General features: G+C 72.0%; 21 protein-coding genes. 14 read left to right on the forward strand and 7 right to left on the reverse strand.

From position 1 onward, the window contains the following. Positions 1 to 101: 101 nt before the first annotated feature. On the forward strand, positions 102 to 524 hold the full coding sequence (locus tag IE242_RS30075; RefSeq protein WP_189865045.1) for a hypothetical protein: 423 nt from the start codon (positions 102 to 104) through the stop codon (positions 522 to 524). A gap of 402 nt (positions 525 to 926) precedes the next feature. On the opposite strand, the gene IE242_RS30080 is transcribed toward IE242_RS30075, so the two are convergent. Continuing rightward, positions 927 to 1,391 (reverse strand): hypothetical protein, encoded by a 465-nt coding sequence (locus tag IE242_RS30080; protein WP_229859634.1) that lies wholly within the window; start codon positions 1,389 to 1,391, stop codon positions 927 to 929. Between the two features lie 353 nt (positions 1,392 to 1,744). Here IE242_RS30080 and IE242_RS30085 point away from each other — a divergent pair, with 353 nt between their 5' ends. From IE242_RS30085 to IE242_RS30115, 7 genes are all read left to right on the forward strand, one after another. Beyond that, on the forward strand, positions 1,745 to 2,278 hold the full coding sequence (locus IE242_RS30085) for a MarR family winged helix-turn-helix transcriptional regulator (RefSeq protein ID WP_189864854.1): 534 nt from the start codon (positions 1,745 to 1,747) through the stop codon (positions 2,276 to 2,278). A 327-nt stretch (positions 2,279 to 2,605) separates the two neighbouring features. Further along, entirely contained in the window at positions 2,606 to 3,793 is a 1,188-nt protein-coding gene (locus tag IE242_RS30090; protein WP_189864856.1) for a peptidoglycan recognition protein family protein, read from the forward strand. Positions 3,794 to 3,942: 149 nt separating this feature from the next. Beyond that, positions 3,943 to 4,905 (forward strand): LysR family transcriptional regulator, encoded by a 963-nt coding sequence (locus IE242_RS30095; RefSeq protein WP_189864858.1) that lies wholly within the window; start codon positions 3,943 to 3,945, stop codon positions 4,903 to 4,905. Positions 4,906 to 5,024: 119 nt separating this feature from the next. Next, entirely contained in the window at positions 5,025 to 5,555 is a 531-nt protein-coding gene (locus tag IE242_RS30100; protein WP_189864860.1) for a formate dehydrogenase subunit gamma, read from the forward strand. After that, complete coding sequence (locus tag IE242_RS30105) at positions 5,552 to 7,177, forward strand: formate dehydrogenase beta subunit (protein ID WP_189864862.1); 1,626 nt, start codon at positions 5,552 to 5,554, stop codon at positions 7,175 to 7,177. Before IE242_RS30100 ends, IE242_RS30105 begins: the two co-directional genes overlap by 4 nt. Continuing rightward, positions 7,174 to 9,963 carry a formate dehydrogenase subunit alpha gene (gene fdhF, locus IE242_RS30110; protein ID WP_189864864.1) on the forward strand — a complete coding sequence of 930 codons (2,790 nt, stop codon included), beginning with the start codon at positions 7,174 to 7,176 and terminating at the stop codon, positions 9,961 to 9,963. Before IE242_RS30105 ends, fdhF begins: the two co-directional genes overlap by 4 nt. 8 nt (positions 9,964 to 9,971) lie before the next feature. Then, positions 9,972 to 10,223: a formate dehydrogenase subunit delta gene (locus IE242_RS30115; protein WP_189864866.1), complete on the forward strand. Its 252-nt coding sequence runs from the start codon at positions 9,972 to 9,974 to the stop codon at positions 10,221 to 10,223. Here the strand turns inward: IE242_RS30115 and IE242_RS30120 are convergent. Next, positions 10,220 to 11,440, reverse strand: coding sequence for a sensor histidine kinase (locus IE242_RS30120; protein ID WP_229859635.1), 1,221 nt, complete (start codon positions 11,438 to 11,440; stop codon positions 10,220 to 10,222). The genes IE242_RS30115 and IE242_RS30120 overlap by 4 nt on opposite strands. Beyond that, positions 11,437 to 12,102 (reverse strand): response regulator, encoded by a 666-nt coding sequence (locus IE242_RS30125; RefSeq protein ID WP_189864868.1) that lies wholly within the window; start codon positions 12,100 to 12,102, stop codon positions 11,437 to 11,439. Before IE242_RS30125 ends, IE242_RS30120 begins: the two co-directional genes overlap by 4 nt. Positions 12,103 to 12,562: 460 nt before the next feature. Here IE242_RS30125 and IE242_RS30130 point away from each other — a divergent pair, with 460 nt between their 5' ends. Further along, positions 12,563 to 13,828: a DUF418 domain-containing protein gene (locus IE242_RS30130; RefSeq protein WP_189864870.1), complete on the forward strand. Its 1,266-nt coding sequence runs from the start codon at positions 12,563 to 12,565 to the stop codon at positions 13,826 to 13,828. Between the two features lie 158 nt (positions 13,829 to 13,986). On the opposite strand, the gene IE242_RS30135 is transcribed toward IE242_RS30130, so the two are convergent. Together IE242_RS30135 and IE242_RS30140 are read right to left on the reverse strand one after the other, a co-directional pair. Further along, positions 13,987 to 15,009 (reverse strand): sporulation protein, encoded by a 1,023-nt coding sequence (locus IE242_RS30135; protein WP_189864872.1) that lies wholly within the window; start codon positions 15,007 to 15,009, stop codon positions 13,987 to 13,989. Positions 15,010 to 15,261: 252 nt separating this feature from the next. Then, positions 15,262 to 16,698, reverse strand: coding sequence for a serine/threonine-protein kinase (locus tag IE242_RS30140; RefSeq protein WP_506417257.1), 1,437 nt, complete (start codon positions 16,696 to 16,698; stop codon positions 15,262 to 15,264). 504 nt (positions 16,699 to 17,202) lie between these two features. Here IE242_RS30140 and IE242_RS30145 point away from each other — a divergent pair. The 5 genes from IE242_RS30145 (at position 17,203) to IE242_RS30165 (ending at position 23,104) form a co-directional block, all read left to right on the forward strand. After that, positions 17,203 to 17,643, forward strand: coding sequence for a hypothetical protein (locus IE242_RS30145; protein WP_189864874.1), 441 nt, complete (start codon positions 17,203 to 17,205; stop codon positions 17,641 to 17,643). 633 nt (positions 17,644 to 18,276) lie between these two features. Then, a complete protein-coding gene (dctA, locus tag IE242_RS30150) occupies positions 18,277 to 19,755 on the forward strand; it encodes a C4-dicarboxylate transporter DctA (protein ID WP_189864876.1) in 1,479 nt (492 codons plus the stop codon). Next, positions 19,755 to 20,939, forward strand: a complete 1,185-nt coding sequence (locus IE242_RS30155; RefSeq protein WP_189864879.1) for a glycerate kinase — start codon at positions 19,755 to 19,757, stop codon at positions 20,937 to 20,939. The genes dctA and IE242_RS30155 overlap by 1 nt, the downstream gene beginning before the upstream one ends. Positions 20,940 to 20,982: 43 nt before the next feature. Next, positions 20,983 to 21,882, forward strand: coding sequence for a LysR family transcriptional regulator (locus IE242_RS30160; RefSeq protein WP_189864881.1), 900 nt, complete (start codon positions 20,983 to 20,985; stop codon positions 21,880 to 21,882). Between the two features lie 130 nt (positions 21,883 to 22,012). Continuing rightward, positions 22,013 to 23,104: a tartrate dehydrogenase gene (locus IE242_RS30165; RefSeq protein ID WP_189864883.1), complete on the forward strand. Its 1,092-nt coding sequence runs from the start codon at positions 22,013 to 22,015 to the stop codon at positions 23,102 to 23,104. 69 nt (positions 23,105 to 23,173) lie between these two features. Here IE242_RS30165 and IE242_RS30170 read toward each other — a convergent pair whose 3' ends face one another. Beyond that, the gene (locus IE242_RS30170; RefSeq protein WP_189864885.1) at positions 23,174 to 24,847 is read right to left on the reverse strand and encodes a purine-cytosine permease family protein; all 1,674 of its coding nucleotides are present in this window, start codon (positions 24,845 to 24,847) and stop codon (positions 23,174 to 23,176) included. Positions 24,848 to 24,899: 52 nt separating this feature from the next. Then, on the reverse strand, positions 24,900 to 25,652 hold the full coding sequence (locus tag IE242_RS30175; protein WP_189864888.1) for a GntR family transcriptional regulator: 753 nt from the start codon (positions 25,650 to 25,652) through the stop codon (positions 24,900 to 24,902). Between the last annotated feature and the right edge of the window lie 49 nt (positions 25,653 to 25,701).

A 25,701-nucleotide genomic window follows, 5' to 3' on the forward strand; every position in this document is an offset into this window, starting at 1 on the left:
CGGGGCCGGACCGGATGCGAGAATCCGGTCCGGGTGGCGCGCGGCGCCGTGGCACGGTGGCTGGTGGGGGCGGCCGCGGGAGAACAGAAAGGGGCGTGGCCGTGATCGAGTGGGCGCGGCTCAGCAGTGGGGCACGGGCCGTTCCGGAGCCCATGGGAACGCCGTACGTCTGGTCCGCGGCCTTCGTCGGCGCGCTGGTGATGATGGTGGTCTTCACCCTGCTCGGCGGGATCGGCCGGCCGACGCCCGCCCTGGTGGCGCTGTCCGTGCTCGCCGCGCTGCTCGGCCTGTGCGCGCGGTTCGTCGCCGCGCCCGGCACGGCCGTGCTGTGCTGGCTGTTCCTGAACGGCTTCGGCATACCGCCCGCGGGGACGCTGTCCTGGGCCGGCGACCGCGACGGCTTCTGGCTCGCCTGCCTGCTCACGGCGGCCCTCAGCGGCACGGCCGTGGCCCGGGTCGTGAACGCCCGTGCCGCCTACCGCCGCATCACCCCGCACGGCCCGGCGGGCGGCCCCTTCATCTGACGCCGACGACGCCGACGCCGACGCCGTACGAGCGGTGATCAGCGGCGTGGGTACTCGCCGGACGCACCGACAGCGACGGCGGAGGTGGAACGTGACGACCCCGGCAGAACGGCCCGGAGGCGACCGGACCACGTCGGAGCGGCCCGTGCCGGACCGCATCGCCGGCCCATAGGCGTCCTGGACCGGCTCGCGGGCACGGTGCCGCCCCGGCTGGTCCGCGTGGATCCCCGGTCCGCCCCTGTGGCCCGGCACGCCACCGTGCACCCGGCTCCGCGGGCGACCAGCGGATGACCAACGGCTGACCAGCGACTGAGGGCGGTCCTGGGAGGCTCAGGAGGTGAAGACGGCCGTGTCTCAGGGAGCGAAGACGGCCGTGCCTCAGGGAGTGAAGACGGCCGTGTCTCAGGGGGTGAAGACGGTCGCGGCCGGCAGCTCCCGCGGAGCGTCCTCCGACTGCTCCGTGGTGGCCTCGCTCTGTCCGCCGCCGTACGGGCCGCCCTCGCCGGACGGCAGCTGGGCCAGTGCTCCCAGCAGCACTGCGATCGCGGCGGCCGATCCCAGCACCCGCCCCACGCGCCGGCGCCTGGCCCGGCTGTCCAGGGCGCGCCAGGAGGGGCGGGCCGACGGGTCTTCCGGCTGCCAGAGTTCGCCGACCGCGTCCGTCGTGTCCGTCGTATGCGGTGGCAGGGGATGGGGCAGGGCGCCGCGGTCCCGGGCGGAGGGCTCCCGGGGCGCCGCGGAGCGCAGGATGGCGCGCTCGCTGTCCTCGATGAACTTCCGCCAGATCTCGTCCGGTATGGACGACGCGCCGTCCTCGCCGTCCCCACCGTTCGGCGCTCCGGTGCTGCCCGGCTCCTGAGTGGCCACTGCCCCGTCTTCTTCCTCTGATCGTTCTCTGGCCGTCACGGTCCGCAGACCCGTTGCCCGTGATCGAAGACGGTTGGCGTACGGCGGAGGTTGCCTGGCCAGGCTACGGGATCGGGAGCGTGGCGAGTGAGGACGGGTGACGGGGCCCGGGGGAGAGGGCCGAGGGGACGGGGACGTCGGTGGTCCTCCGGCGGCCGGCGTGCGCCGACCGCCGGGTGACTCCCCCGGGTTGAATCATTGCACAGTGCAAAATGCTCACGCCAATTCGGTGCCGTTCCTGTCGACCGGGGTGTGAGGAGCGAAGTTCCGACCGGGCGGCGCGTGAAGGTGGCCCCGGCAGGTAGAAAGAGGGCATGCCGAAGCGTGGGTTCCCCTTGGCGGGCGTGGATGATGTCGATGCGGTGACGCAGGCGGTGATGACGGCGTCGCGGTTGCTGGTGGCGATCTCCGCGCGCTCCCTCACGGCGGTGGAGGAGCGGGTGACGCTTCCGCAGTTCCGCATGCTGGTGGTGCTGGCGGCGCGGGGGCCGACGAAGCTCGTGGTGCTGGCGGAGCAGCTGCAGGTGGCTCCGTCGACGGCGATGCGGATGGTGGACCGGCTGATCGCGGCAGGGCTGGCGGACCGTCAGGTGAATCCGGGCAACCGGCGGGAGACGCTGCTCAGGCTGACGGAGGAGGGACGGCGCACCGTCGAGGACGTGATGGCGCGGCGCCGGACCGAGATAGCGGGAGTCGTGCAGCGACTGGAGCCGCGGCAGCGGGTGGCGCTGGTGGAGGCACTGGCGGCGTTCAACGAGGCGGGGGGCGAGGCGCCGGCTCCGGGACTGGAGGGCGTGGGTCCGTATCCTCTGGGCTGGGCGGGCGACGAGCCGGTCCGCGGCGCCTGACAGGCTGACCCGCCCCTGCGCTGATCCGCGGCACACGGCCGTCGATCCCCTACGGTGGTGCTCCGCGACACCCCTCGTGGAGACCTCTCCCATGCCTCCTCACACTGCCGTCGCACGCGGGACCGCCTCCTTCCGTTTTGCTCGGTGGCGCCGTGTCAGCACCGTCCTACTGCTGGGTATATCCCGCTGAGTCGGCGGTCGTACCCACGGTCGTTCCGACAGCGCGTCCGTCATATGACAGCGCGTCAATCCACGCTGACCGGCTCCGACCGGCGCTGACTGGCTCTGACCGGTTCACACGGAACACAGGCAAGGAAGTGCGTACGGATGAGATCTCGTCGTTGGTGGAACACGGCCGCGGTGGTCGCGGCGAGCGCCGGGCTCTGCGCGATGCAGGGGATCACCGGGCAGTCCGCCCCGCCCGCGGGGCACACCCGGGACGGCGGAAAGGACGGCCCGGTCGAGGCGCGGACCCGCACCGTTGCCCTGAACACCACGGTGGACGGCACGTTCGCCGCGCTGGGCAGCCGGGACACCGAGCCCTTCAGCATGCTCGGTGTCACCTGGGCGCGACCGTCGGCCGTCGTGGCCGGGGCGGTGGAGTTCCGCGCGCGGGACGCGGAGACCGAGGTGTGGTCGGACTGGCGGGAGCTGGACGTCGGCAGTGGGCCGGGGGAGGACGGCGCGGCGCGCGGCGGCACCGATCCCGCGTGGGTGGGGCCGTCCGACGGGGTCGAGGTGCGCGTGAACGGCGACAACGCCGCACCGCTGCCCACCGGCCTCCGCCTGGACATGATCGACCCTGGCGGCACGGACGCAGGTACCGGCACGGACGCAGGCACTGGCACGGACGCAGGCACTGGCGTGGACGCGCCGGCTGCCGAGCAGCCGCCGATCGTCTCCCGTGCCGACTGGGGCGCGGACGAGTCGATCAGCCCCGAGAAGCCGAGCTATCTGCCCGGGGGCAAGGTCAAGGCGGCCGTCGTCCACCACACGGCGGAGTCCAACGACTACACGTGCACCGAGGCGCCGGCCGTGGTCCGCGGCGTCTACACGTACCACGTCAAGCAACTGGGCTGGAAGGACATCGGCTACAACTTCCTGGCCGACAAGTGCGGCACGGTCTACGAGGGCCGCAAGGGCGGCGTGGACCGTGCCGTGCTGGGTGCGCACGCGTACGGCTTCAACAGTGAGACCACCGGCATCTCGATCCTCGGCACCTACACCGACGCCGCCCCGCCCAACGAGGCGCTGACCTCGGTCGCCCGTCTCGCGGGCTGGAAACTGGGCCTGGACGGGGTCGACCCGGCCGGCACCGCGGTCCTCACCGCCGGAGCGGCCGGCAAGAACCACGCCGGCAAGTCGTGGGCCAAGGGCGCCCGGCTCCGCTTCCCCGCCATCCACGGCCACCGCGACGGGTACAACACCGAGTGTCCCGGAGACGCCCTCTACGGGCAGCTCCCCACGATCCGCTCCTGGGCCGCGGGCCGGGCCACCGCACCCGCGCTTCCCTGACGGACCACCGGCAGACCATCGACGGACCACTGGCCGACCACCGACGGATCACCGACCGGCCATGACGTGAACACCCGCCCCCTTCCCTGGGTAAGTCACCCCCGACCGCGCGAGGAACACACCAGGAGAACACCAGGGAGGGGCCCGCGGTGCTGCTCAGACAACTGGAGTACCTGACCGCCCTGGCCCGCGAACGCCACTTCGCCCGCGCCGCCGAGGCCTGCCACGTCTCCCAGCCCTCCCTGTCCGCGGGCATCAGGACGCTGGAACGTGAGCTCAAGGTGATGATCGTGCGCCGCGGCAGGCGTTTCGAGGGTTTCACCCCGGAGGGCGAGCGGGTGGTGATGTGGGCCCGCCGCATCCTGGCCGAACGCGACGCCCTGCGCGACGACATCGCGGCCATGGACGGCGGACTGACCGGTGTCCTGCGCATCGGTGCGATCCCCACCGCGCTGACCGCCGCACAACTGCTGACCATGCCCTTCTTCGACCGGCACCCCCAGGTGCGGATCTCGCTCGAGTCGCTGTCGTCGCGCGAGATGGTGCACCGGCTCGCCGAGTACGACCTCGATGTCGGCCTCAGCTATGTGGACGGCGAGCCCCTCGGCAGCGTCCGCACGGTCCCGCTGTACCGCGAACGGCACCTCCTGCTCACACCCGGGGACGGTGAGCTCGCGCACCGGTCCCGCGCCGGCTGGGCGGACGTGGCCCGCCTCCCGCTGTGCCTGCTGTCCCCGCAGATGCAGAACCGCCGCATACTCGACCGCTGCTTCGCCGACGCGGGAGTCGGCGCCGTGCACGCCTCCCTCGAGACCGACACCGTCTCCGCCCTCTACGCCCACCTCGGCACCGGCCGCTGGTCCAGTGTCATCGCCCACGCCTGGCTCGGCCTGTTCGGCGTCCCCGCGGGCATGCGGCTGGTCCCCATGGAGCGGCCCGCCCGCAGCTACCACGTCGGCCTCGTGCTGGCCGACCGCGACCCCGCGCTCAGCCTGGTGCGCGCCCTGGTCGACGTGGCGCACCAGGTGGATGTCGCGGGCGAACTCGACGGAGTCCTGCGCGCGTGTCTGCGCAGACAGGGCCCTCTGAGGGAGGCGACGGACGGTGGTTGATAGACGGCGCCTAACACCCCATAGCCAACAACGTTCGGACGCGCCCTTGGACGGGGCCCGGTGACAGCAGCACAGTGCCTTTGTCCCTGTGTCCTGTTGTGCGACCGAAAGGGCTGGTCATGGCAGCGTCGCCGGAGCAGTCGCCGGAGCCGGAACCGGAGTCGGAGCCGGGGCTGGAGCTGGAGCTGGAGCAGCGAGTGCGTGCGATCGTCGCGGAGCACCGCGACTCCCGCGGCGCGCTGCTGCCCGTACTCCACGCCGTCAAGGAAGAGCTCGGGTACGTCGATCCGTCCGTCATCCCGGTCCTGGCCGGCGAACTGAACCTGTCCCGGGCCGACGTGTACGGCGTCATCACCTTCTACGAGGACTTCCGGCAGTCCCCGCCGGGCCGTACGACGGTACGGATCTGCCGCGCCGAGGCCTGCCGGGCGGTGGGCGCCGGCGCACTCGCCGACCGCGTGAGGTCCCGCCTCGGCGTGTCCTTCGGCGAGACGACACCCGACGGCGCGGTCACCCTCGACCAGGTCTTCTGCCTGGGCAACTGCGCCACCGGACCCGCCGTCGAGGTCGACGGCCGTCTGCACGGCCGGGTCACTCCCGAGCGGCTGGACGCCCTGCTGGCGTCGGTTCCCCAGGAGGCGGACGCATGAGCACCCCCGTGACGGTGTACGTTCCCCGCGACTCGGCCGCGCGTTCGGTGGGCGCCGACGAGGTCGCCGCGCGGATCACCGCGGCGGCCACCGCGGCCGGACGCGAGATCCGCCTGGTCCGCAACGGCTCGCGCGGCCTGCTGTGGCTGGAGCCGCTGGTCGAGGTGGCGGGCCCCGACGGGCAGCGGCTCGCGTACGGCCCGGTCGCCCCCGAGGACGTCGACGGGCTGGTGGCCGCGGGCCTGCTGGACGCTGCCGGCACGCACCCGCTGCACCTCGGCCGTACCGACGACATCGACTGGCTCCGTACCCAGAACCGCGTCACCTTCGCCCGCGTGGGCGTCATCGACCCCCTCGACCCCGACGACTTCCTCGCCCACGGCGGCCTGCGCGGACTGCGCCGGGCCCTGGAACTGAGCCCCCAGGAGGTCGTCACCGAGGTGACGGACTCCGGACTGCGCGGCCGGGGCGGCGCGGGCTTCCCGGCCGGCATCAAGTGGAAGACGGTGCGGGAGGCGGACTCCCCCCTCAAGTTCGTCTGCTGCAACGCCGACGAGGGGGACAGCGGAACGTTCGCCGACCGCATGCTGATGGAGGGCGACCCGTTCACCCTCATCGAGGGCATGACCATCGCCGCCCGCGCGGTCGGCGCCACCGAGGGGTACGTCTACGTCCGCTCCGAGTACCCGGACGCCGTGGCCGCCCTGCGCGCCGCCATCACGACGGCGTACGGGCGAGGCTGGCTCGGCGAGCACGTCCTCGGCTCGGACCTCCGCTTCGACCTGCACGTACGGGTCGGGGCAGGGGCGTACATCTGCGGCGAGGAGACCTCCATGCTGGAGAGCCTGGAGGGCAAGCGCGGCACGGTGCGCGCCAAGCCGCCGATCCCCGCGCTGGAGGGCCTGTTCGGCCAACCGACCGTCGTGAACAACGTCCTCACCCTCGGCTCCGTACCGATGATCCTCGCCGACGGCGCGGAGGCCTTCGCCGGCCTCGGCACCGGCCGCTCGCGCGGCACGCAGGTCTTCCAGCTCGGCGGCAACGTCGCGCGCGGCGGCATCGTCGAGACCGCGTTCGGCGTCACGCTCGGCGAACTCGTCGAGGGTTACGGGGGCGGTACGCGGTCCGGACGCCCGGTACGGGCCGTGCAGGTCGGCGGGCCGCTGGGCGCGTACCTGCCCACCGCCCGCTTCCACCTCCCCATGGACTACGAGGCGTTCGCGGCGGCGGGCGCGATGGTCGGGCACGGGGGAGTGGTCGTCTTCGACGACACCGTGGACATGGCCGGGCAGGCCCGGTTCGCCATGGAGTTCTGCGCCGCCGAGTCCTGCGGCAAGTGCACACCGTGCCGGGTCGGCGCGGTACGGGGTGTCGAGGTCATCGACCGGATCACCGCCGGGATCGACCGCCGGGCCAACCTCACGCTCCTCAACGACCTGTGCGACCTGATGACCGAGGGCTCGCTGTGTGCGATGGGCGGGCTGACGCCGATGCCGGTCAAGAGCGCGCTGGAGCACTTCCCCGCCGACTTCGGCGAGCAGCCCGCAGCCGACACCGGAGCCCCCACCACCGAGGAACTCGCGACGACAGACCTCGCCACGACGACGGAGGCACGGCGATGAGCCTGATCAAGGAGCCCGACTTCGGCACCCCGGCCCGCCCCGGCGAGGCGACCGTCGCCGTCGAGATCGACGGTACGGAGGTCCTCGTCCCCGAGGGCACCTCCGTGATGCGCGCCGCCGCCGAGGCCGGCATCGACATCCCCAAGCTCTGCGCCACCGACAGCCTGGAACCCTTCGGCTCCTGCCGCCTCTGCCTGGTCGACATCGACGGCCGCAAGGGCACCCCGGCCTCCTGTACGACACCCGTGGCCCCCGGCATGAAGGTCCGCACCCAGACCGAGAAGCTCGCGAAGCTCCGCCGCGGCGTCATGGAGCTGTACATCTCCGACCACCCGCTCGACTGCCTGACCTGCCCCGCCAACGGTGACTGCGAACTCCAGGACATGGCGGGCGTCGTCGGCCTGCGCGAGGTCCGCTACGGCTTCGACGGCGAGAACCACCTCACCGAACCCACCGACAGCTCCAACCCCTATTTCGACTTCGACGCGAGCAAGTGCATCTCCTGCTCCCGCTGCGTGCGTGCCTGCGGCGAGGTCCAGGGCACCTTCGCCCTCACCATCGAGGGCCGCGGCTTCGCCTCGAAGGTCGCGGCGGGCGCGGGCGGCAGCTTCATGGAGTCCGACTGCGTGTCCTGCGGCGCCTGCGTGCAGGCCTGCCCGACCTCCACGCTCCAGGAGAAGTCGGTCGTCGAGCTCGGCATGCCCACCCGCAGCGTGATCACCACCTGCGCGTACTGCGGCGTCGGCTGCTCCTTCAAGGCCGAGCTGCGCGGCGACGAGGTCGTCCGCATGGTCCCGTACAAGGACGGCGGCGCCAACGAGGGCCACTCCTGCGTCAAGGGCCGCTTCGCCTTCGGCTACGCCTCCCACCCGGATCGCAAGCTGAAGCCGATGCTGCGCGAGCGGATCACCGACCCCTGGCGGGAGGTCGAGTGGGAGGAGGCCATCGGGTACACGGCCCGCCGCCTGCTGGAGATCCAGGCCGCGCACGGCACCGGCGCCATCGGCGGCATCACCTCGTCCCGCTGCACCAACGAGGAGGTGTACGCGGTCCAGAAGATGGTCCGCGCCGCCTTCGGCAACAACAACGTCGACACCTGCGCCCGCGTCTGCCACTCACCCACCGGCTACGGCCTCAAGCAGACGTACGGCACCTCCGCCGGCACCCAGGACTTCAAGTCCGTCGACCAGGCCGACGTCATCCTGCTCATCGGCGCCAACCCCACCGACGCCCACCCGGTGTTCGGCTCCCGGATGAAGCGCCGCCTGCGCGCGGGCGCCCGTCTCATCGTCGCCGACCCGCGCCGCATCGACCTCGTCCGCTCCCCGCACGTCGAGGCCGCCCACCACCTCCAGCTCGCCCCCGGCACCAACGTGGCCCTCGTCAACGCACTCGCCCACGTGGTCGTCACCGAGGGCCTGGTGGACCGCGAGTTCGTGAACGACCGGTGCGAGGACTTCGAGACCTGGGAACGCTTCATCGCCCAGCCGCAGCACAGCCCGGAGGCCGTCGCCGACATCACCGGCGTACCGGCCGAGGAACTGCGAGCCGCCGCCCGCCTCTACGCCACCGCCCCCAACGCGGCCATCTACTACGGCCTCGGCGTCACCGAGCACAGCCAGGGCTCCACGATGGTGATGGGCATGGCCAACCTCGCCATGGCCACCGGCAACATCGGCCGCCAGGGCGTCGGCGTCAACCCCCTCCGGGGCCAGAACAACGTCCAGGGCTCCTGCGACATGGGCTCCTTCCCGCATGAACTCCCCGGCTACCGCCACGTCTCGGACGACGCGGTCCGTTCGGTCTTCGAGACGCTCTGGGGCCGCACGATCCTCGCCGAGCCGGGCCTGCGCATCCCCAACATGTTCGACTCGGCGCTCGACGGCTCCTTCCGGGCGCTGTTCGTGCACGGCGAGGACATCGCCCAGTCCGACCCGAACACACGGCACGTCACGGCGGCGCTCTCCTCCCTGGACCTGCTCGTCGTCCAGGACCTGTTCCTCAACGAGACCTCGAAGTTCGCGCACGTCTTCCTCCCCGGCACCTCCTTCCTGGAGAAGGACGGCACCTTCACCAACGCCGAGCGCCGCATCAACCGCGTACGGCCGGTGATGGCGCCGAGGACCGGCAAGCACGAGTGGGAGATCGTCTGCGAGCTCGCGCAGGCCATGGGCTACCCGATGAAGTGGGACGACGCCGCGCAGATCATGGACGAGATCGCGCTGACCACGCCGACGTTCGCCGGAGTGTCCTTCGCCCGGCTGGACCGGGTCGGCAGCGTGCAGTGGCCGTGCAACGACGCGGCGCCCGAGGGCACCCCGATCATGCACGTGGACGGGTTCGTGCGCGGCAAGGGGCGGTTCGTGGAGACGGTGTACGTGCCGACCGAGGAGCGCAGCACCCGCCGCTTCCCGCTCATCCTCACCACCGGCCGCATCCTGTCCCAGTACAACGTGGGCGCCCAGACCCGCCGTACGGGCAACGTGGCCTGGCACCCGGAGGACGTCCTCGAACTCCATCCGCACGACGCGGAGGTGCGCGGCATCCGGGACGGGGACACGGTGGTGCTGGCCAGCCGGGTCGGCGAGACCAGCCTGCGGGCGAGGATCGACGACCGGATGCCGGTGGGCGTCGTCTACACGACGTTCCACCACCCGGCGACCGGCGCCAACGTGGTCACCACCGAGAACTCGGACTGGGCGACCAACTGCCCCGAGTACAAGGTGACGGCGGTGCAGGTGACCCTGAAACAGCCGGTACCGGCCGCACCAGGACCCGTGAGGTGAGCCCGGCCATGACCACCACGGCACCCACACCCGCCCACGTACGGCTGGCCAACGAGATCGCCGCCCAGTTCCGGCACCGCGACCCGGCCACGGCGGCCGAGGAGATCGCCGCGCACATCCGGGCCTTCTGGGATCCCCGGATGCGCGCCCGGCTGATCGAGGACGCCGAGGCCGGCCATCCCGGCGTGGACCCGCTGATCAGGGCGGTGGCGGCGCTTCTGCCGCCGCCACCACCGCCCTCGCCGCTGCCACGGAACTAATGCCCGGCATCCGCCGGCAGCTCCAGGCGCAGTTCGTACCCGCCGTCCGCGGTGGGGCCCGAGGTCACCGTGCCGCCGAGGAGTTCGGCCCGCTGGCGCAGGCCGACGAGTCCGTGGTGGGCGCCGGGCAGCGGGAGCGCCGGCCGGGTGGGGGCCGCGTTGGCGACGGTGACGTGGACCGTGTCGCCCTCGTGGTGGAGACGGATCGTCGCGGGGGCCCCGGGGGCGTGTTTGCGGACGTTGGTCAGGGCTTCCTGGACGGTCCGGTAGACGGCGCGCTGCACGGGGGGCGGCAGCGTGCCGGGCAGGTCGGTGTGCAGCTCCGCCTCGATGCCGCTGGTGTCCACCAGACGCCGGAGGTCGGCGAGGGACGGCTGCGGGGTGAGTTCGGTGGGGCGGCTGCCGGAGGCGCGCAGCACGCTGACCATGTGCCGCAGCTCCTCCAGCGTCTGCACGCTGAGCCGCCGGATGGTGGCCGCGGCCTGCCGGGTCTCGGCGTCCCGGGTGCCCACCTGGAGCGCCCCGGCCTGGACGGCGATCAGGCTGACCTGGTGGGCGACCACGTCGTGCATCTCCCGGGCGAGCTGGGCGCGTTCCCTGGCCAGCACGCTCTGCGCGGTGAGCAGCCGTTCGTGCTCGCGGGCCTCGGAGATCTCGGCGAGCCGGAGCGACAGTTCCCGTCTGGCCTGGACGAGCTGGCCGAGGAAGACGGGAGCGGTGGCCCACGCCAGCGTGTAGGTGAGCTGGATCAGGCTGAGATGCTCGGAGAAGTCGACGTGTTCCGGCTCCCACCACCGGAACGGCAGGAAGTCGCTGACCGCGTAGACGACGGCGCAGACCGCCAGCAGGGAACGGTGGTGGTTGAGCGAGGAGAGCGTGTACAGGGCGGCCAGCGGGGCGAACACCGCGTCGCTGAACAGGGCCGAGGGGAGCGTCAGGAGGAAGGTCAGCAGGGGCAGGTGGCGCCGCAGGGGGAGGGCGAAGGCGGCGAGCAGGGCGCACACCATGCCCTGTTCGTAGTCGGCGGGGACGTTGATCCGTACGTCCGCCAGGGAAGCCACGACCAGGGCGGCGTCGACGAGCGGGGCGGGTAAGTGCCAGCCGGGCAGACCGGACAGGCGCCTGGGGGGCCTGCGGTGACCGGCCGTACGCCGGGCGGTCAGGCCCCGGACGGTCAGGCCTCGGGTCGTGCTGCGCGGCATGCCGCGGATGCTCATGCGTCCTCCTCCCGCGGTGACCGCAGCAGACCGGCGCGCTCGGCGATCAGGGCCGCCTGGACCCGGCTGCTCACCTGCAACTTGCCGAAGATGGCGGTGACGTGGCCCTTGACGGTGCCGAGGCTGAGGTGCATGCGGTCGCCGATGTCGGTGTTGGCCAGGCCCTCCGCCATCAGCACCAGCACGGCCCGCTCCCGGTCGGTGAGCCGGGCCACCAGCCGGGCCGTGGCCGGCTCGCGCAGCCCGGTGTCCAGATAGCCGTCCACCACCCGCCGGGTCACCTTCGACGACAGCACGGTGCCGCCTGCCGCCAGGGTGCGCACCAGATACGGCAGCTGCTCCGGGTCGGTGTCCTTCAGCAGGAACCCGGCCGCGCCGGAGCGCAGCGCGGTGGTGACGTACTCGTCGGTGTCGAACGTGGTGAGCATGGCCACGATCGGCGGCCGGGCCAGCCGGCGCAGCTCCGCCAGCACGGTCAGGCCGTCCACGTCCGGCATCCGGATGTCCAGCAGCACCACGTCCGGGGCGGCCGCCCGCACCGCCCGGACCGCCTCCCCGCCGGGCACCGCCGCCACCACCTCGATGTCCGGCGCGGCGCCCAGGATGTGCTGGAAGCCCGTGCGGATCAGGGCCTCGTCGTCCACCACCAGTACCCGGATCACGTGCGCTCCGCTCGTCGCCCGCTGCCCGCCGGCCCGCTCTTCACCCGCTGGTCCGCTCTCCACCCGCCACCGGTCCGGCGCTCGTAGCCACTCAACTGTTCGACGCCTGTCCGTCGTATGCGTTCCGCCGTCACTCCGTCGCTCGCCGCCGGTCCGTCGTCGCCCTTCGAGGGTCTGCAGTCTGCCGCTCGTCGTCGGTCCGTCGTCCGTCGTCCGTCGCCAGTCTGCCGCTCGTGGGCGGTCGTTGTTCGCCGTTCGCCGCCGGTCGCTGTTCGACGCCTGACCGACGTCCGATGCGTATCACGTCCACGGCCGTACCTTCGCGTGCCGGGGCGGTTTCCCGCCGGGCTGGCGGGTTCGGCGACCGGCCGACCGGCCGGACAGGACCAGCCGTTCGGCCGGGTGTCGTCGGAAGGTCGCCGGGTGGGACGCGACCCGGTGCGCGCGGACCCTGATGTACATGAAGCACCACGCAACGCCGGTCGCGCCGTCGGCGGCGCCGTCCCGGCCGGGGACGGGCCGCGCTCCCTCCGGCACGCCGTCGACCGGACGGCTCATCGGCATCGACCTGGCCCGCGGACTCGCGGTCTTCGGGATGTACTCCGCCCACGTCGGCCCGAGCGTGACGGTGGGCGGTCCGGTGGGATTCCTGCTGGAGCTGGCCCGGGGGCGCTCCTCCGCCCTGTTCGCCGTGCTCGCCGGGTTCTCCCTGGTCGTCCTCACCGGCCGGCCGCAGCCCCGGACCGGGCTCGCCGGACGGCAGGCGGCGGCCCGGGTCGTCGTCCGCGCCGTGGTGCTGATCGCGCTCGGCTTCGCCCTGACCGCCCTGGACACCTGGGTCGACGTGATCCTCGCCTTCTACGGGCTGCTGTTCCTCGCGGTGCTCCCGCTGCGCCGGCTGCGGGCCGGCACGCTCGCGGTCGTCGCCGCCGCGGGCGCGCTGATCCTGCCCCAGCTGCTGTACGCGATCCGCCAGTCGATCGAGGTGAGCGACTGGGCGGACGTCGTCATCGCCTACGACCCGCTGGCCCGCGTCACCGACTCGGACGGGTTCGTGGAGCTGCTGTTCACCGGGTCGTACCCGGTCCTCACCTGGATCCCGTTCCTGGTCGCGGGCATGGCGGTGGCCCGTCTCGACCTCGCCCGGCCCGGCGTCCGGCCCCGGCTGGCGTGCACCGGCGGCGCGCTCGCCGTCCTCGGCTACGGCGGCTCCTGGCTGGCCCTGCACCTGGCGGGCCCGGCCGCGCTGCACGTCATCTCGTCGGCCACGGACGGCGGCCAGGCCTCGGCGGCCTGGTGGTCCGACACCGCCGGCGAGCCCGAGGACCTCATCCCCCTCCCCTGGCTGCTGGTGGCGGCACCGCACAGCCAGACGACGTTCTCCGTCATCGGCAACACGGGTGTCGCCCTGCTCGTGATCTCCGCGTGTCTCACCGTCGCCGCCCGGCTGCCGCGCACCACGCGCCTGGCCACCCCCGTCAGCGCGGTCGGCAAGGCGGCTCTGACCATGTACGTACTGCACATCGTCGCCCTGTGGGCGCTGATCGACGTCTGGTACGTGGCCGCCGTCGACGACGGCTCCATGGCCGTGCTGCGGGTGCTGCTCGCCTTCATCGGGGCCGCCATGCTGCTGGCGACCCTCTGGTCCCGTCTGTTCCGGCGCGGCCCGCTGGAGTACCTGCTGCACCTGGGGTCGACAGCGCTCGCGCGCCGCATCGTCAGATAGGCCACTTGGACTGCTCCCCGGACGGATCCGGCCATGGCGTGGGCCGGCGTCCGTACCCCCGGGGCGGAGGCCGGCCATGGCGTGGGCCGGCCTCCGCCCGCTGTCACCGGCCACCACCGGCCTGCGTGTCCCCGCAGGCCGGTGGCGCCGGTAGGCGCTCAGCCCTCCTCGTCCTCCTCGCCCTCGAAGAAGTCCCCGACCTCGTCCACGACCTCGGCCGCGACCATGCCGCCGACGACACCGACCGCGAGCCCGGCCGCACCCGCCGCGACGGCGGTGCCCATGCCGGGGCCGGAGCGGTGTCCGTCGTGGTGTCCGTCGTGGTGGTGCTCGCCGTACCCGTGCCCGTGATGGCCGCCCCCGGCGTACGGGTCGCCGTGCCCGTAGGCGGCGTGTGTGCCGTACGCGGCCCGGTGCTCGACCAGCTGCCGGACCCAGCCGTCGACGATGCCGTTCCAGTCCTGGTGCCCGACGCCCTCGTGGGACACGGTGAACCGGGTCAGCGCGTCGTGGCCGGAGGAGAACAGGCCGCTGCGCTTGTCGGCCTCCAGGACCACCTCCATGCCGCCCGGGCCGGCGAGGAAGGTCACCTCGATCTCGTTCGTCTGGTGCGCGTACTGCGGCGCCGGGGTCAGCTCGAGCTCCTGGTAGAAGGGCAGCTGCTGGCCGGTGCCGCCGATGCGCCCGTACTCCAGGTCCGCGGACCGGAACCCGAAGCCGAGCTGCCCGAAGGCCTCCAGGATCGCCTCCTGCACCGGCAGCGGAGCGACGGCGAGCTGGTCGAGGTCGCCCTTGTCCTTGGCGCCCGCCACCGCCAGCTCGGTCCGCACACCGAGGACGATGCCCAGTCCCTGGCCGTACAGCTCCGTGACGGGCGTCTCCCACGGCAGCGTCACACTGAACGGCACGCTGCGCGCCTCGCCCTCGGCGAGCCGGAATCCACCGCCGACGGTGAACCGCTCGAAGGCGACGACGCCCTCGCTCTCACCGCCCTCGTGCTCGGCCTCGACCCGGGCCACCAGCTCCAGCGTGATGTGCTCGATGCCGAAGTCCGCGGTGCCGCCCTTGAGATGGACCTGGCCGGTGAGCGCGCCACCGGGCCGGGCGGAACCGGTGTCGAGAACCGTGTCCACCGTGGGGCCGCCCACACCGAGCGAGCCGAGCAGTCGTTTGAACACCATCGCGGCGTCCACTCCTTAAACGTACGAATGTGGTGCAGAGGGCTGGTCACTCGGCCGCGGCCCATGCCAACCCTGCGGCGGTTGCTTCTACAGTCATGTAGAAGCATAGGGCTGTCGGCGGCCGGCAGGGGCGCGGACGGCGCGGGCGTGGCGGGAAAGGCCGAAAACAACCCAGTTCTGCGGCCTCTGGCACGGAAACGGCGCCGGACCGTCGCGTGGACGGTCCGGCGCCGTATGACGCCGGTCAGTGCATCAGTTCTCGTTCTCGTCCGGTTCGTCCTCGTCCGGTTCGTCCTCGTCCGCCTCCCGCTGCTTCTGCTTCTTCTGCTCCTCCTCCGCCTGCTGCTCCTGAGCGGAGTCCGTCCCCTGGGAGGTCTCCGTCTGCTGCGGGGCGCTGCTGCTGGAGGGTGCCTCCGGGGCGGCCGGGGCGACGTCGCCCGAGGACTGGCCCGGCGTCGAGGCCGGCGCGGAGTCGGGGGAGGCGGAAGCGGACGACGGGGACGAAGAGGAGGAGGAACCGGTCGTCGAGTCGCTCGGACGGGGGTTCTCCGCGACGCTGCGGTCGGACGAGAACAACTCCATGCCGACGAACACCGCGGCCAGGAAGAGCACCGCACCGGCGACGACGACCACCACTCTCGACCGGCGCGTGACGAGTCCACGGGCGCCGGGCCGCGGCGCACCGTGCCCCCGCCCCACGCGTGCTGCGCCGCCGGTGGCCGTCGGCAGCTTGTAGGTGGTCGGGGGGCCGGTCTCCCCCATGGGGACGGGGCTCTGTGCGGTGGCGGCCGCCGGCGCGGCCAGGGGAGTGGCCGGAGGGGCGGCCGGAGGAGCGGTCATCGGGGCGGCGGCGGGCAGGGGCTCGGCGCGGCCCTGCCAGGAGCCCGCCGCGAACCACTCGGCCGCCTGCTCGGCCGTCGGCCGGTCCTGGGGCTGCTTGTTGAGCAGGCCGAGCAGGTAGTTCTCGAAGGCGGGCGGGATGGCCACGCCGAGCTCGTGGGGCGGTACGGGGGCGGCGTCGAGGTGCTGGTGGAGGATGCCGACCGCGCTGTCGCCCTGGTAGGGCGGGCGGCCGGTGAGGAGCTGGTAGAGCACGCAGCCCAGCGAGTACATGTCGGAGGGCGGGCCCGCGGTCTGTCCCAGGGCGCGCTCGGGCGCGATGTACAGGCTCGTCCCGACGATCTGGCCGGTGGCGGTGAGCGCGGCGCCGGGGTCGTCGAGGAACCGGGCGATGCCGAAGTCCCCGATCTTGAGGGTGCCGTTCGCGTCGAGGAGGAGGTTGGCGGGCTTGATGTCCCGGTGGACGATGCCCTGCCGGTGAGCGGCCGCGAGCCCGGCGGCCGCCTCGGCGGCGATACGGGCCACGCGCTCGGCGGGCAGCGGGCCGGAGTCGGCGAGCAGCCGGGCGAGACTGTCCCCCTCGACCAGTTCCATCACCAGGTAGAGCCGGTCCTCCTGCTCGCCGAAGTCCAGGACGCCGACCACGTGCGGGTGGTTGAGCCGGCCGGCGGTCTGTGCCTCCAGGCGGAACCGCGAGGCCGCCGTGGCGTCGGCACCCTGGTTGAGCAGGAGCTTGAGGGCGACCGGTCGGCCGAGCGTTTCGTCATAGGCCCGCCACACCTCTCCCATCGCGCCTCGGCCGATCGGATCATGCAGCTGGTAACGGCCGGCTATCAGCACCTGTCTCATCCTCATGCCTCATGCCACAAGACCAATTCGTCTGCCGCAGGCGTGACGCACCTCGTTCGGACGGTGACGGTGGGGGGAGCCGCAGCCTGACCAGCCTACCCGTGGTCCGGCGGTGATTGATCAACATGGTCCGGAGGGCGGTCGTCCGGGACCCGGCAGCGTCGCCGGGCCCACCGCCGGCGCTCGTACGGGCCCGCAGTGAATGACGATATGACGAACATCTTTCAGCGTGAAACAACGGGGAATTGCTCGAACGGGGTATCCGCACATCCCGGAAGGTGACGCGAAAAGCGACTGCGGAAGCCCGGAGTGCGCCGTACGGGCGCTCAGGATATGACCACCGAAAAACGCGTGAGTCTACGGCAGCGTCGACCCTCCTTTTCCTCTTCCGTGGACAGGTGCGTGTGTTCTATTGCTCATATGCAGGTGTGCCTGTCAGATTGTGGATCTCCCGGTGCAGCCAACCGGGTCATTCATGCTTTCGCACGGCTGTTGGAGATCACCATGAAAAAAGGCACATTCCACCGGGTGTTCGGCGCCCTGCTCGGCGCTGCGGCGCTGACCGCCGGCACCTTCGCCGGCACCGCCGAGGCCGGCCAGGCGTCGCGCGCCGGCGCCGTCCCGGTGACCATGGAGGCCTACCAGGCGAAAATCCTGGTGCTGTCCCGCCAGCTCTGGAACCACCGCGCGGACATCCACCGCGCCGACACCGGCGCGCCGGTGTCCGGGCTCCGGGTGGTCTTCACCACGCCCGGCAGTGAGGAGATCCTCTGCGAGGACTTCACCGACGTCAACGGCACGGCCAGCTGCGACTCCAACCTGCCCTCCGACCTGGAGGTCGCCAACATCGCGGTGAACGGCTACGAGGCGCACTTCCACGGTGACGGTATCCATGCCCCCGTCAGTGCGGACGGCAGCTACGGCGTCGGTGCCGGCGACCCCTGACGGACACCGGCCGCCCGCTCCCCGGAACGGCAGGCGCAGTCGCAGGTATTCTCCTGCGGCTGCGCTTTTCCGTGCCTGCCGCGCCTGCTGTCGAAATGGCTCCCGAAAGATTCTTCCGAGATGGTTCCCCGTCGGCGGTCGAACGCGCGTCCGTTCCGACGGGAAATCGAATCAGGCGATCGCGAGACGGCCGCGGCGCACTGCGGCACATCCCCGCCTCCGGCCCTGAACGGAGGCGGGAATGCGCCGACGGAAAAATGCATATCGGAGCAGCCGATGAGAGGGCAAGTCGCCGAAGCGGGCGCAGTGCCCCGCACGAGCGCGCGATCTCGGGAAGAGAGCGCACTCTTCGCGCCGGCCGACGATGTGGCGCCCTGGCCGATGGGGCGGAAGCGCGGAATCGGCCCTCGCGGAGCGGGTGGTGCGCGGTCATCTCCCGGGTATCGCGAATAGCTCATACGGGGCAGGTGCCGTAAGGGCCGCGGCGCGATGCGCTTGTCGCCTGTCCGATAGGAGCCGCCTATACAGGGCATCGGTTTTTGGTCGTGGACCACCGCCGTACGCCCCGGTTCACTGTGGGCCAGTCAGCGCGGCAGCGATCGGGCTCGGTGCCGCGCGAGCGAGGAGGTGGCAATGACGCATACCCCGGACGGAGCCGCGCGGCGTGCACCGGAGCACCGCAGCGCAGCGGACAGGCCCCCGCAGCCGTCGTCGAAGCCCTGGTACCGGCAGCTCTACGTACAGGTGCTCGTGGCGATCGTGATCGGTATCGTGCTGGGCTGGCGGTGGCCGGATCTGGGCACCGCCATGGAGCCGATCGGCACGACGTTCATCAGCGCGATGAAGATGCTGATCGGGCCGATCGTCTTTCTGACGATCATCGGTGGCATCGCCGGGGTCGCGGATCTGAAGAAGGTCGGTCTGACCGGCGTCAAGGCGCTGGCGTACTTCCAGATCGGCACGATCATCGCTCTGCTGACGGGTCTGGTGGCCATCAACGTCCTCCGGCTCGGCGAGGGCGTGCACGCCGACCCGTCGACCCTCGACACCTCGGGTGACGCCGGGGAGTACATAGAGAAGGGCGAGCACCAGGAGTGGTGGGAGTTCCTCACCCACCTCGTCCCGGACAGTTTCTTCGGTGCCTTCGTCGAGGGGGACATCCTCCAGGTCATCTTCCTGGCCGTGATCTTCGGCGTCGCGCTCAAGGCGGTGGGGAAGGCCGGCGAGCCGATCATCGCGGGCGTCAACCGGCTCACCGAGGTCGTGTTCAAGGTGCTGTCCTTCGTGATGAAGGCCGCGCCGCTCGGTGCGTTCGGCGCGATGGCCTACGCCATCGGGAAGTTCGGCCTGTCCACGCTGACCAGTCTCGGATCGCTGATCCTGCTCTTCTACGTCACGTCGATCCTGTTCGTGGTGGTCGTGCTCGGCGGCGTGCTGGGCGCGTACGTGAAGCTGAACATCTTCCAGCTCTTCCGCTATCTGAAGGAGGAGTTCTTCCTGGTCCTCGGCACGTCGACCGCCGAACCCGCGCTTCCCGGGCTGATGCGCAAGCTGCAGTTCATGGGCGTCGAGCGGTCCACGGTCGGCCTGGTCGTACCGACCGGCTACAGCTTCAACCTCGACGGCGCGGCGATCTACCTCTCCCTCGCCACGCTGTACATCGCCCAGGCCACCGACACACCGCTGACCTTCACCCAGCAACTCGGCCTGCTCGCCGTCATGCTGCTCACCTCCAAAGGCGCGGCAGGCGTCGCGGGCGGCGGCTTCATCGCCCTCACCGCGACCCTGTCCACGGTCGGCCACGTCCCGGCCGCGGGCATCATGCTCATCTTCGGTATCGACAAGTTCATGTCGGAGTGCCGGGCGCTGGTGAACTTCTTCGGCAACGCCGTCGCCACCCTGTTCATCGCCAAGTGGGACAAGGGACTGGACCTCGCCAGGGCGCGCGACGTGCTGGCGGGCAGGGTCGTCGAGGACCCGGCGGTCCCGCTGGAGAAGGCCGGCGACGGTCCCACGGCAGCGGAACCGGGAACGGCAGTGGCGACGGAACCGGGAACGGCAGTGGCGACGGAACCGGGAACGGAAGCGAAAGTCGCCGAGGTGAGGCACTGATGGCCGCCTCCGTCCTCATCGCGCCCGACAAGTTCAAGGGCTCCCTCAGCGCCGACGAGGTGGCCCTCGCCCTCCAGCGTGGGCTCCTGGAAGGGGCGCCCCACCTCCGGGTCGACCGGCTCGCGCTCGCGGACGGCGGAGAGGGCAGCGTGGCCGCCGCGTGCTCCGCCGGGTTCACGGCCCGGGAGGTCACCGTGACCGGGCCGACCGGGGACCCCGTCACGGCGGCCGTCGCCGTACGGGGCCGTACCGTCCTCGTCGAGGCCGCGGCGATCTGTGGGCTCGGCGTCCTGCCGGGCGGACGTACGGCACCGCTGACGGCCACCAGCCGCGGCGTCGGAGAGGCCATCGGGCACGTACTGGCCGACCCGGCCGGCACACCGGACACCATCGTCCTGGCCCTCGGCGGCGTGGCCACCACCGACGGCGGCGCCGGGCTGCTCCAGGCGCTCGGCGCCGCGCTGCACCGTGCCGACGGCTCACTGGCCGGGCCGGGTGGGGGCGGTCTCGCCGGCCTCCGCACCGCCGGACTCGGCTCCGCCCGCGACGCGTTCGCCGGTGTCGACCTCGTCCTCGCCACCGACGTGGACAACCCCCTGCTCGGGCCGAGGGGCGCGGCCGCCGTCTACGGGCCGCAGAAAGGCGCGGGCGAGCGTGACGTCCGCCGGCTGGACGCCGCGCTCGGGCACTTCGTACGGCGGCTGGAGGCGGACGGGGCCACCGGGGCGGCGGCCCTCGCCGAGGCGCCCGGGGCCGGAGCCGCCGGAGGGCTCGGCTTCGCCGGGATGCTGCTCGGCGGACGGGTGCGGCCGGGCGCCGACTACTTCCTCACCCTGCTCGGGGCCGACCGGCTGCTCGACGGGAGCGACCTGGTGGTGACCGGCGAGGGCAGCCTCGACGAGCAGTCGCTGTCGGGCAAGCTGCCCGTCGCGCTGGCCCGGCGGGCCGGCGAACGGGGGGTGCCCGTGCACGCCGTCGCCGGGCGGTGCACGCTGCCCGCGGCGCGGACCGCCGCCCACTTCCGTTCCGTGCAGGCCCTGACGGATCTGACGGACCGGGACTGCGCGCGCGACAGCGCCCTGTCGGCCCGGCTCCTCGCGCAGTGCGGGCGGGCCCTCGCCGAGCGCTGGATCATGTCCGGGGACGACGGGGACGACGAGCAGGAGGACGCTGCCGGCGGATGAGTAGGCTGCGCCTATCGAACGTGGCTACGACCTCGGAGGCGCCGTGGACGCCCGGCAGCTGGAGTACTTCCTCGCCATCGTCGAGCACGGCGGCTTCAGCAAGGCGGCCGCCGCGCTCCACGTGGCGCAGCCGTCGCTGTCGCAGGCGATGGCCAATCTGGAGGCCGACCTCGGGGTGGCCCTCTTCCACCGGGTGGGCCGCGGTGTCGTCCTGAGCGAGGCCGGGGCCGAGCTGCTGGAGCCCAGCCGGCGCGTCCTGCGCGACCTGGCCGCCGTACGCGACACCGCCGCCGCGCTGTCCGGGCTGCACGGCGGCACCGTCGAGGTGGCGACCATGCCCTCGCCCGGCATCGAGCCGCTCACCACCCTCGTCCACCGCTTCGCCGAGCTCCACCCGTCCGTGACGGTGAGCACGCAGGCCGCCTTCACCCCCGACGAGGTGATCCGGCTGGTGCGCAGCGGCGCCTGCGAGCTCGGGCTGCTCGGCTCCGCCAGCCCCGTCAACCCGTCCGGGCTGGACGTCCTGCACGTCGAGGACCAGCCGTTCGTGGTCGTCGCCGCACCGGGCGGCCCCCTGGAGGACGGTGTCACGATCGCGCCCGGGGACCTCACCGGGCAGAAGCTCATCGCGTCCCGGACCGGCAGCCTGATGCGCAGCATCGTCGACGACATCACCGCGGGCGGCACCGGCACGGAGATCGTGACGGTCGTCGACCACCGCACCTCCATCCTGCCCCTGGTGCTCACCGGGGTGGGCGTCGCCGTGCTGCCCTCCTCCTGGACCCGGCTGGCCCGCCGCTGCGGGGCGGTGGTCGCCCCCATCGAGCCGACCGCCCACCTGCACGTGGCGATGGTCAGCCTGCCCGCCCACCTGACGCCCGCCGCCCGCGCCTTCCTCGCCCTGACCAGGTCCCTGGGCCGGCGACGCGCACGCGACGCCTGACGCACCATCCATCGGCCACACCTATACGTGGCATCGGAAGCAGGTCTTGGACGCCCCGCGACCCCGCTGTGTTGACTCGAATCGACCACATCACCGCAGCACCGCGCACCACAGCGAGCCGGAGGCACCCATGACCGCACCCCGCACGTTCCGTATCGCCGCCGTCCCCGCCGACGGGGTGGGCAAGGAGGTGGTCGCGGCCGGGCGCGCCGTCCTGGACGCGCTCGCCGAGGACTCCCGGGGGTCCGAGGACGCCTTCGCCTTCGCCTGGGAGGAGTTCCCCTGGGGCTGCGAGTACTACGAGCGGACCGGCAAGATGATCGACGACGACGGGCTCGACCGGCTCAAGGAGTTCGACGCGATCTACTTCGGCGCGGTCGGCTGGCCCACCGTCCCCGACCACATCAGCCTCTGGGGCCTGCGTCTGAAGATCTGCCAGAGCTTCGACCAGTGGGCCAACGTCCGCCCCGTGCACTTCCTCCCCGGCATCACCAGCCCGCTGCGCAAGGCCGACGACACCGAACTCGACTGGGTCGTCGTCCGCGAGAACAGCGAGGGAGAGTACGCGGGACTCGGCGGCCGCAACCTCTCCGGGCGCGGTCAGGGTGGTGAAGTCGCCGTCCAGTCGGCCCTGTTCACCGAGGTCGGCTGTGAGCGCATCATGCGCTTCGCCTTCGACCTCGCCCGGACCCGCACCCGCCGCAAGGTCTCCTCCGTCACCAAGAGCAACGCCCAGCAGTACGGCATGGTGCTGTGGGACGACGTGTTCAAGCGGGTCGCCGCCGACTACCCGGACGTCGAGACCGAGAGCGTCCTCGTCGACGCGATGTCCGCGAAGTTCGTCCTCCGCCCCGAGGACCTCTCCGTCGTCGTCGCCTCCAACCTCAACGCCGACATCCTCTCCGACCTCGGCAGCGCGCTGGCCGGCAGCCTGGGCCTGGCCGCCAGCGCCAACCTCAACCCCGAACGCCGCTTTCCGAGCATGTTCGAGCCCGTGCACGGCTCCGCCCCCGACATCGCGGGCCAGGGCCTCGCCAACCCGATCGGCGCGGTCGGCAGCGCGGCCCTGATGCTGGAGCACTTCGGGCTGGCGGACCAGGCGGCCCGGCTGCACAGGGCCATCGAGGCCACCACCGCTGCGGGCGTCCTCACCCGAGACGTCGGCGGTACCGCGTCGACCGAGGACGTCACCAAGGCGCTGATCGACGCGCTGAACGCCTGACGGCACGGACAGTACGGAGGGACGGCGGGCGGGGTGCTCCGGACGGCACCCCGCCCGCTCCGCCGTGCGCTACGCGTTCGCCGGCAGTACGTGCTCGCCGAGTGTGTCCGTGCTCAGGCACAGCGAGCAGACCACCGCGTCGTGCGCGGCGCAGGCGGTCAGATCGGGGCGCTCGTACGGCTGCCCGCAGACATGGCAGTCGTACGTGACCGCGCTCGGGTTGCCGTCCGCGTCCAGCGGCGGCTCGGCGATGCCGTCGTCGGTGCGGCGCAGGTAGTACTTGCCCTTGGTGGCGATGGCCATCAGCGGGGTGAGGACGAAGGCGATCACGACGGCGGCGACGGGGGAGTACGGCTGGAGGGCGTCGCCGAAGAGGTGGAAGTACATGGCGATGGACAGGCCGGAGGCGGCGGTGAAGGCCACGACGCCGACCGGGTTGACGGCGTACAGCATGCCGCGGCGGAACTCGGGGGCGTGCGGGGAGAGCTTCAGCACGTACTTGTTGATGCCGATGTCGGTGGCGACGGTGACGACCCAGGCGATCGCGCAGTTCGAGTAGAAGCTCAGGATGCTGTTGAGGAAGCTGAACATGTCGGCCTCCATCAGCGCGAGCGCGAAGCCCAGGTTGACCAGGACGAAGACCATACGGCCGGGGTAGCGCTTCGTGACGCGGGTGAAGGAGTTCGTCCAGGCCAGCGAACCGGAGTACGCGTTCGTGACGTTGATCTTGATCTGGCTGATCACGACCAGGACCACGGCCAGCGGGACCACCAGCCAGGACGGCATCATCGCGTCGAAGGCGCCGCGGAACTGCTGGATCGGCTCGGGCGCGGCGTCCGGGCCCACCTCGGCGAGGATGTACACGGCGAGGAAGACGCCGATGGCCTGCTTCAGCGCGCCCAGCACCACCCAGCCGGGCCCGGCCATCACCACGGCGGCCCACCAGCTCCTCTTGTTCGCCTCCGTCTTCGGCGGCATGAAACGCAGGTAGTCGATCTGCTCGCCGATCTGCGCGATGAGGGAGAGGCAGACGCCCGCGCCGAGGAGGACCGAGGCCGTGTCGATGCCGCCGTCGCCGTCCGTGCCGGCGTACGCGAGGAAGCGGTCGACCGTGCCGGGGTCGGTGGCGACCAGGTAGACCAGCGGCGCGACCATCAGCACCAGCCAGATCGGGGTGGTCCACACCTGAAGCTTGCTGAGCGCCTTCATGCCGTAGATCACCAAGGGGATGACCATGAGGGTGGAGACCAGATAGCCCAGCCACAGCGGCATGCCGAAGCCCAGCTTCAGGCCCTGCGCCATGATCGAGCCCTCGAGGGCGAAGAAGATGAAGGTGAAGCTGGCGAAGATGACGCTGGTGAGCACCGAGCCGTAGTAGCCGAAACCGGAACCGCGGGTGATCAGATCCAGGTCGATGTTGTAGCGGGCGCCGTAGTACGCGAGCGGGAAGCCGGTGACGAAGATGACGGCGGCGGCGACGGCTATCGCGAGCAGCGCGTTGCCGGTGCCGTGGGTGAGGCCGATGCCGGCGCCGATGGAGAAGTCGGCCAGGTAGGCGATGCCGCCGAGGGCCGTGGTCGCCACGACCATCGGGGACCAGCGGCGGTAACTGCGGGGCGCGAAGCGGAGGGTGTAGTCCTCCAGGGTCTCCTTGACGGCCTGGCCGGTGGGCGGGGCCGGCCGGCGGGAGGCGGGTCCTGGTCCGGCGGTCGGCGCCGCCGATCGTGACTCTGTTGTGCTCATGTCACCTCTCCGGTGTGTGGTGGGGAAGAGCGGGGCTGGGCTGGAGGTGCGCTCAGAGGCGGCCGGCGTGCAGGGCCATCTGCGTCATGGCCCGCCGGGCGTGCTCCGTCACCGCGGCCGGCGAGTCGCCGAGGTGGACGTGGAGCGCCCGGTACGCCTCGTCGAGGCGGCCGGCGAGGACCAGTTCGAGGATCTCGATGTGTGCGGTGACGGTCGAATCCACCCGGTCGCGGGTGAGGAAGTCGTACATCCGCACCCGCCGGGCCCGCCGCTGGGCCGAGACCAGTGCCTCGGTGAGCGCCGGGTTGCCGCAGGCGCGGGAGAGCTCGGCGTGGAACCGTTCCTCCTCGATCACGAAGCGGAGGCCGGGGACCGGCGGGTGCTCGCGCATCTCGTACCAGCGCCGCAGCTCCGCCTCGACGATCTCCGGATCGTGCCGGACGGACGGGTCCTCGATCACGCGGGCGATCCCGCGCAGTTCCAGGGTGACTCCGAGCTCGTACAGGTCCGTCAGCCGGGCGAGGGTGGGCAGGGTGACCCGGAAGCCGTCGTCCCCGCGCTCGACCAGGCCGTCGGCGAGCAGCCGGGCCAGTGCCTCGCGGACCGGGGTGCGCGACACTCCGAACCGCGCGGCCAGCCGCATCTCGGCCAGCCGCTCGCGCGGTGCGAAGTCACCGCTGAGCACGGCCTCCCGCAGCCGGACGTAGACCTCCTCGCGGAGCGAGGGCGCGGACGCCGGAGCGGACGCCGGCGCCGCACGCTCCGCGGGGGCCGTGTCCAGCTGCGTATACAGATCGGAGTCCATGGCGGGACACGCTAGGAAGCACTTGTTTCCCGTGAGTTCCGCATGTCGT

This window comes from Streptomyces poonensis, from assembly GCF_014650915.1.
GTDB lineage: Bacteria > Actinomycetota > Actinomycetes > Streptomycetales > Streptomycetaceae > Streptomyces > Streptomyces poonensis.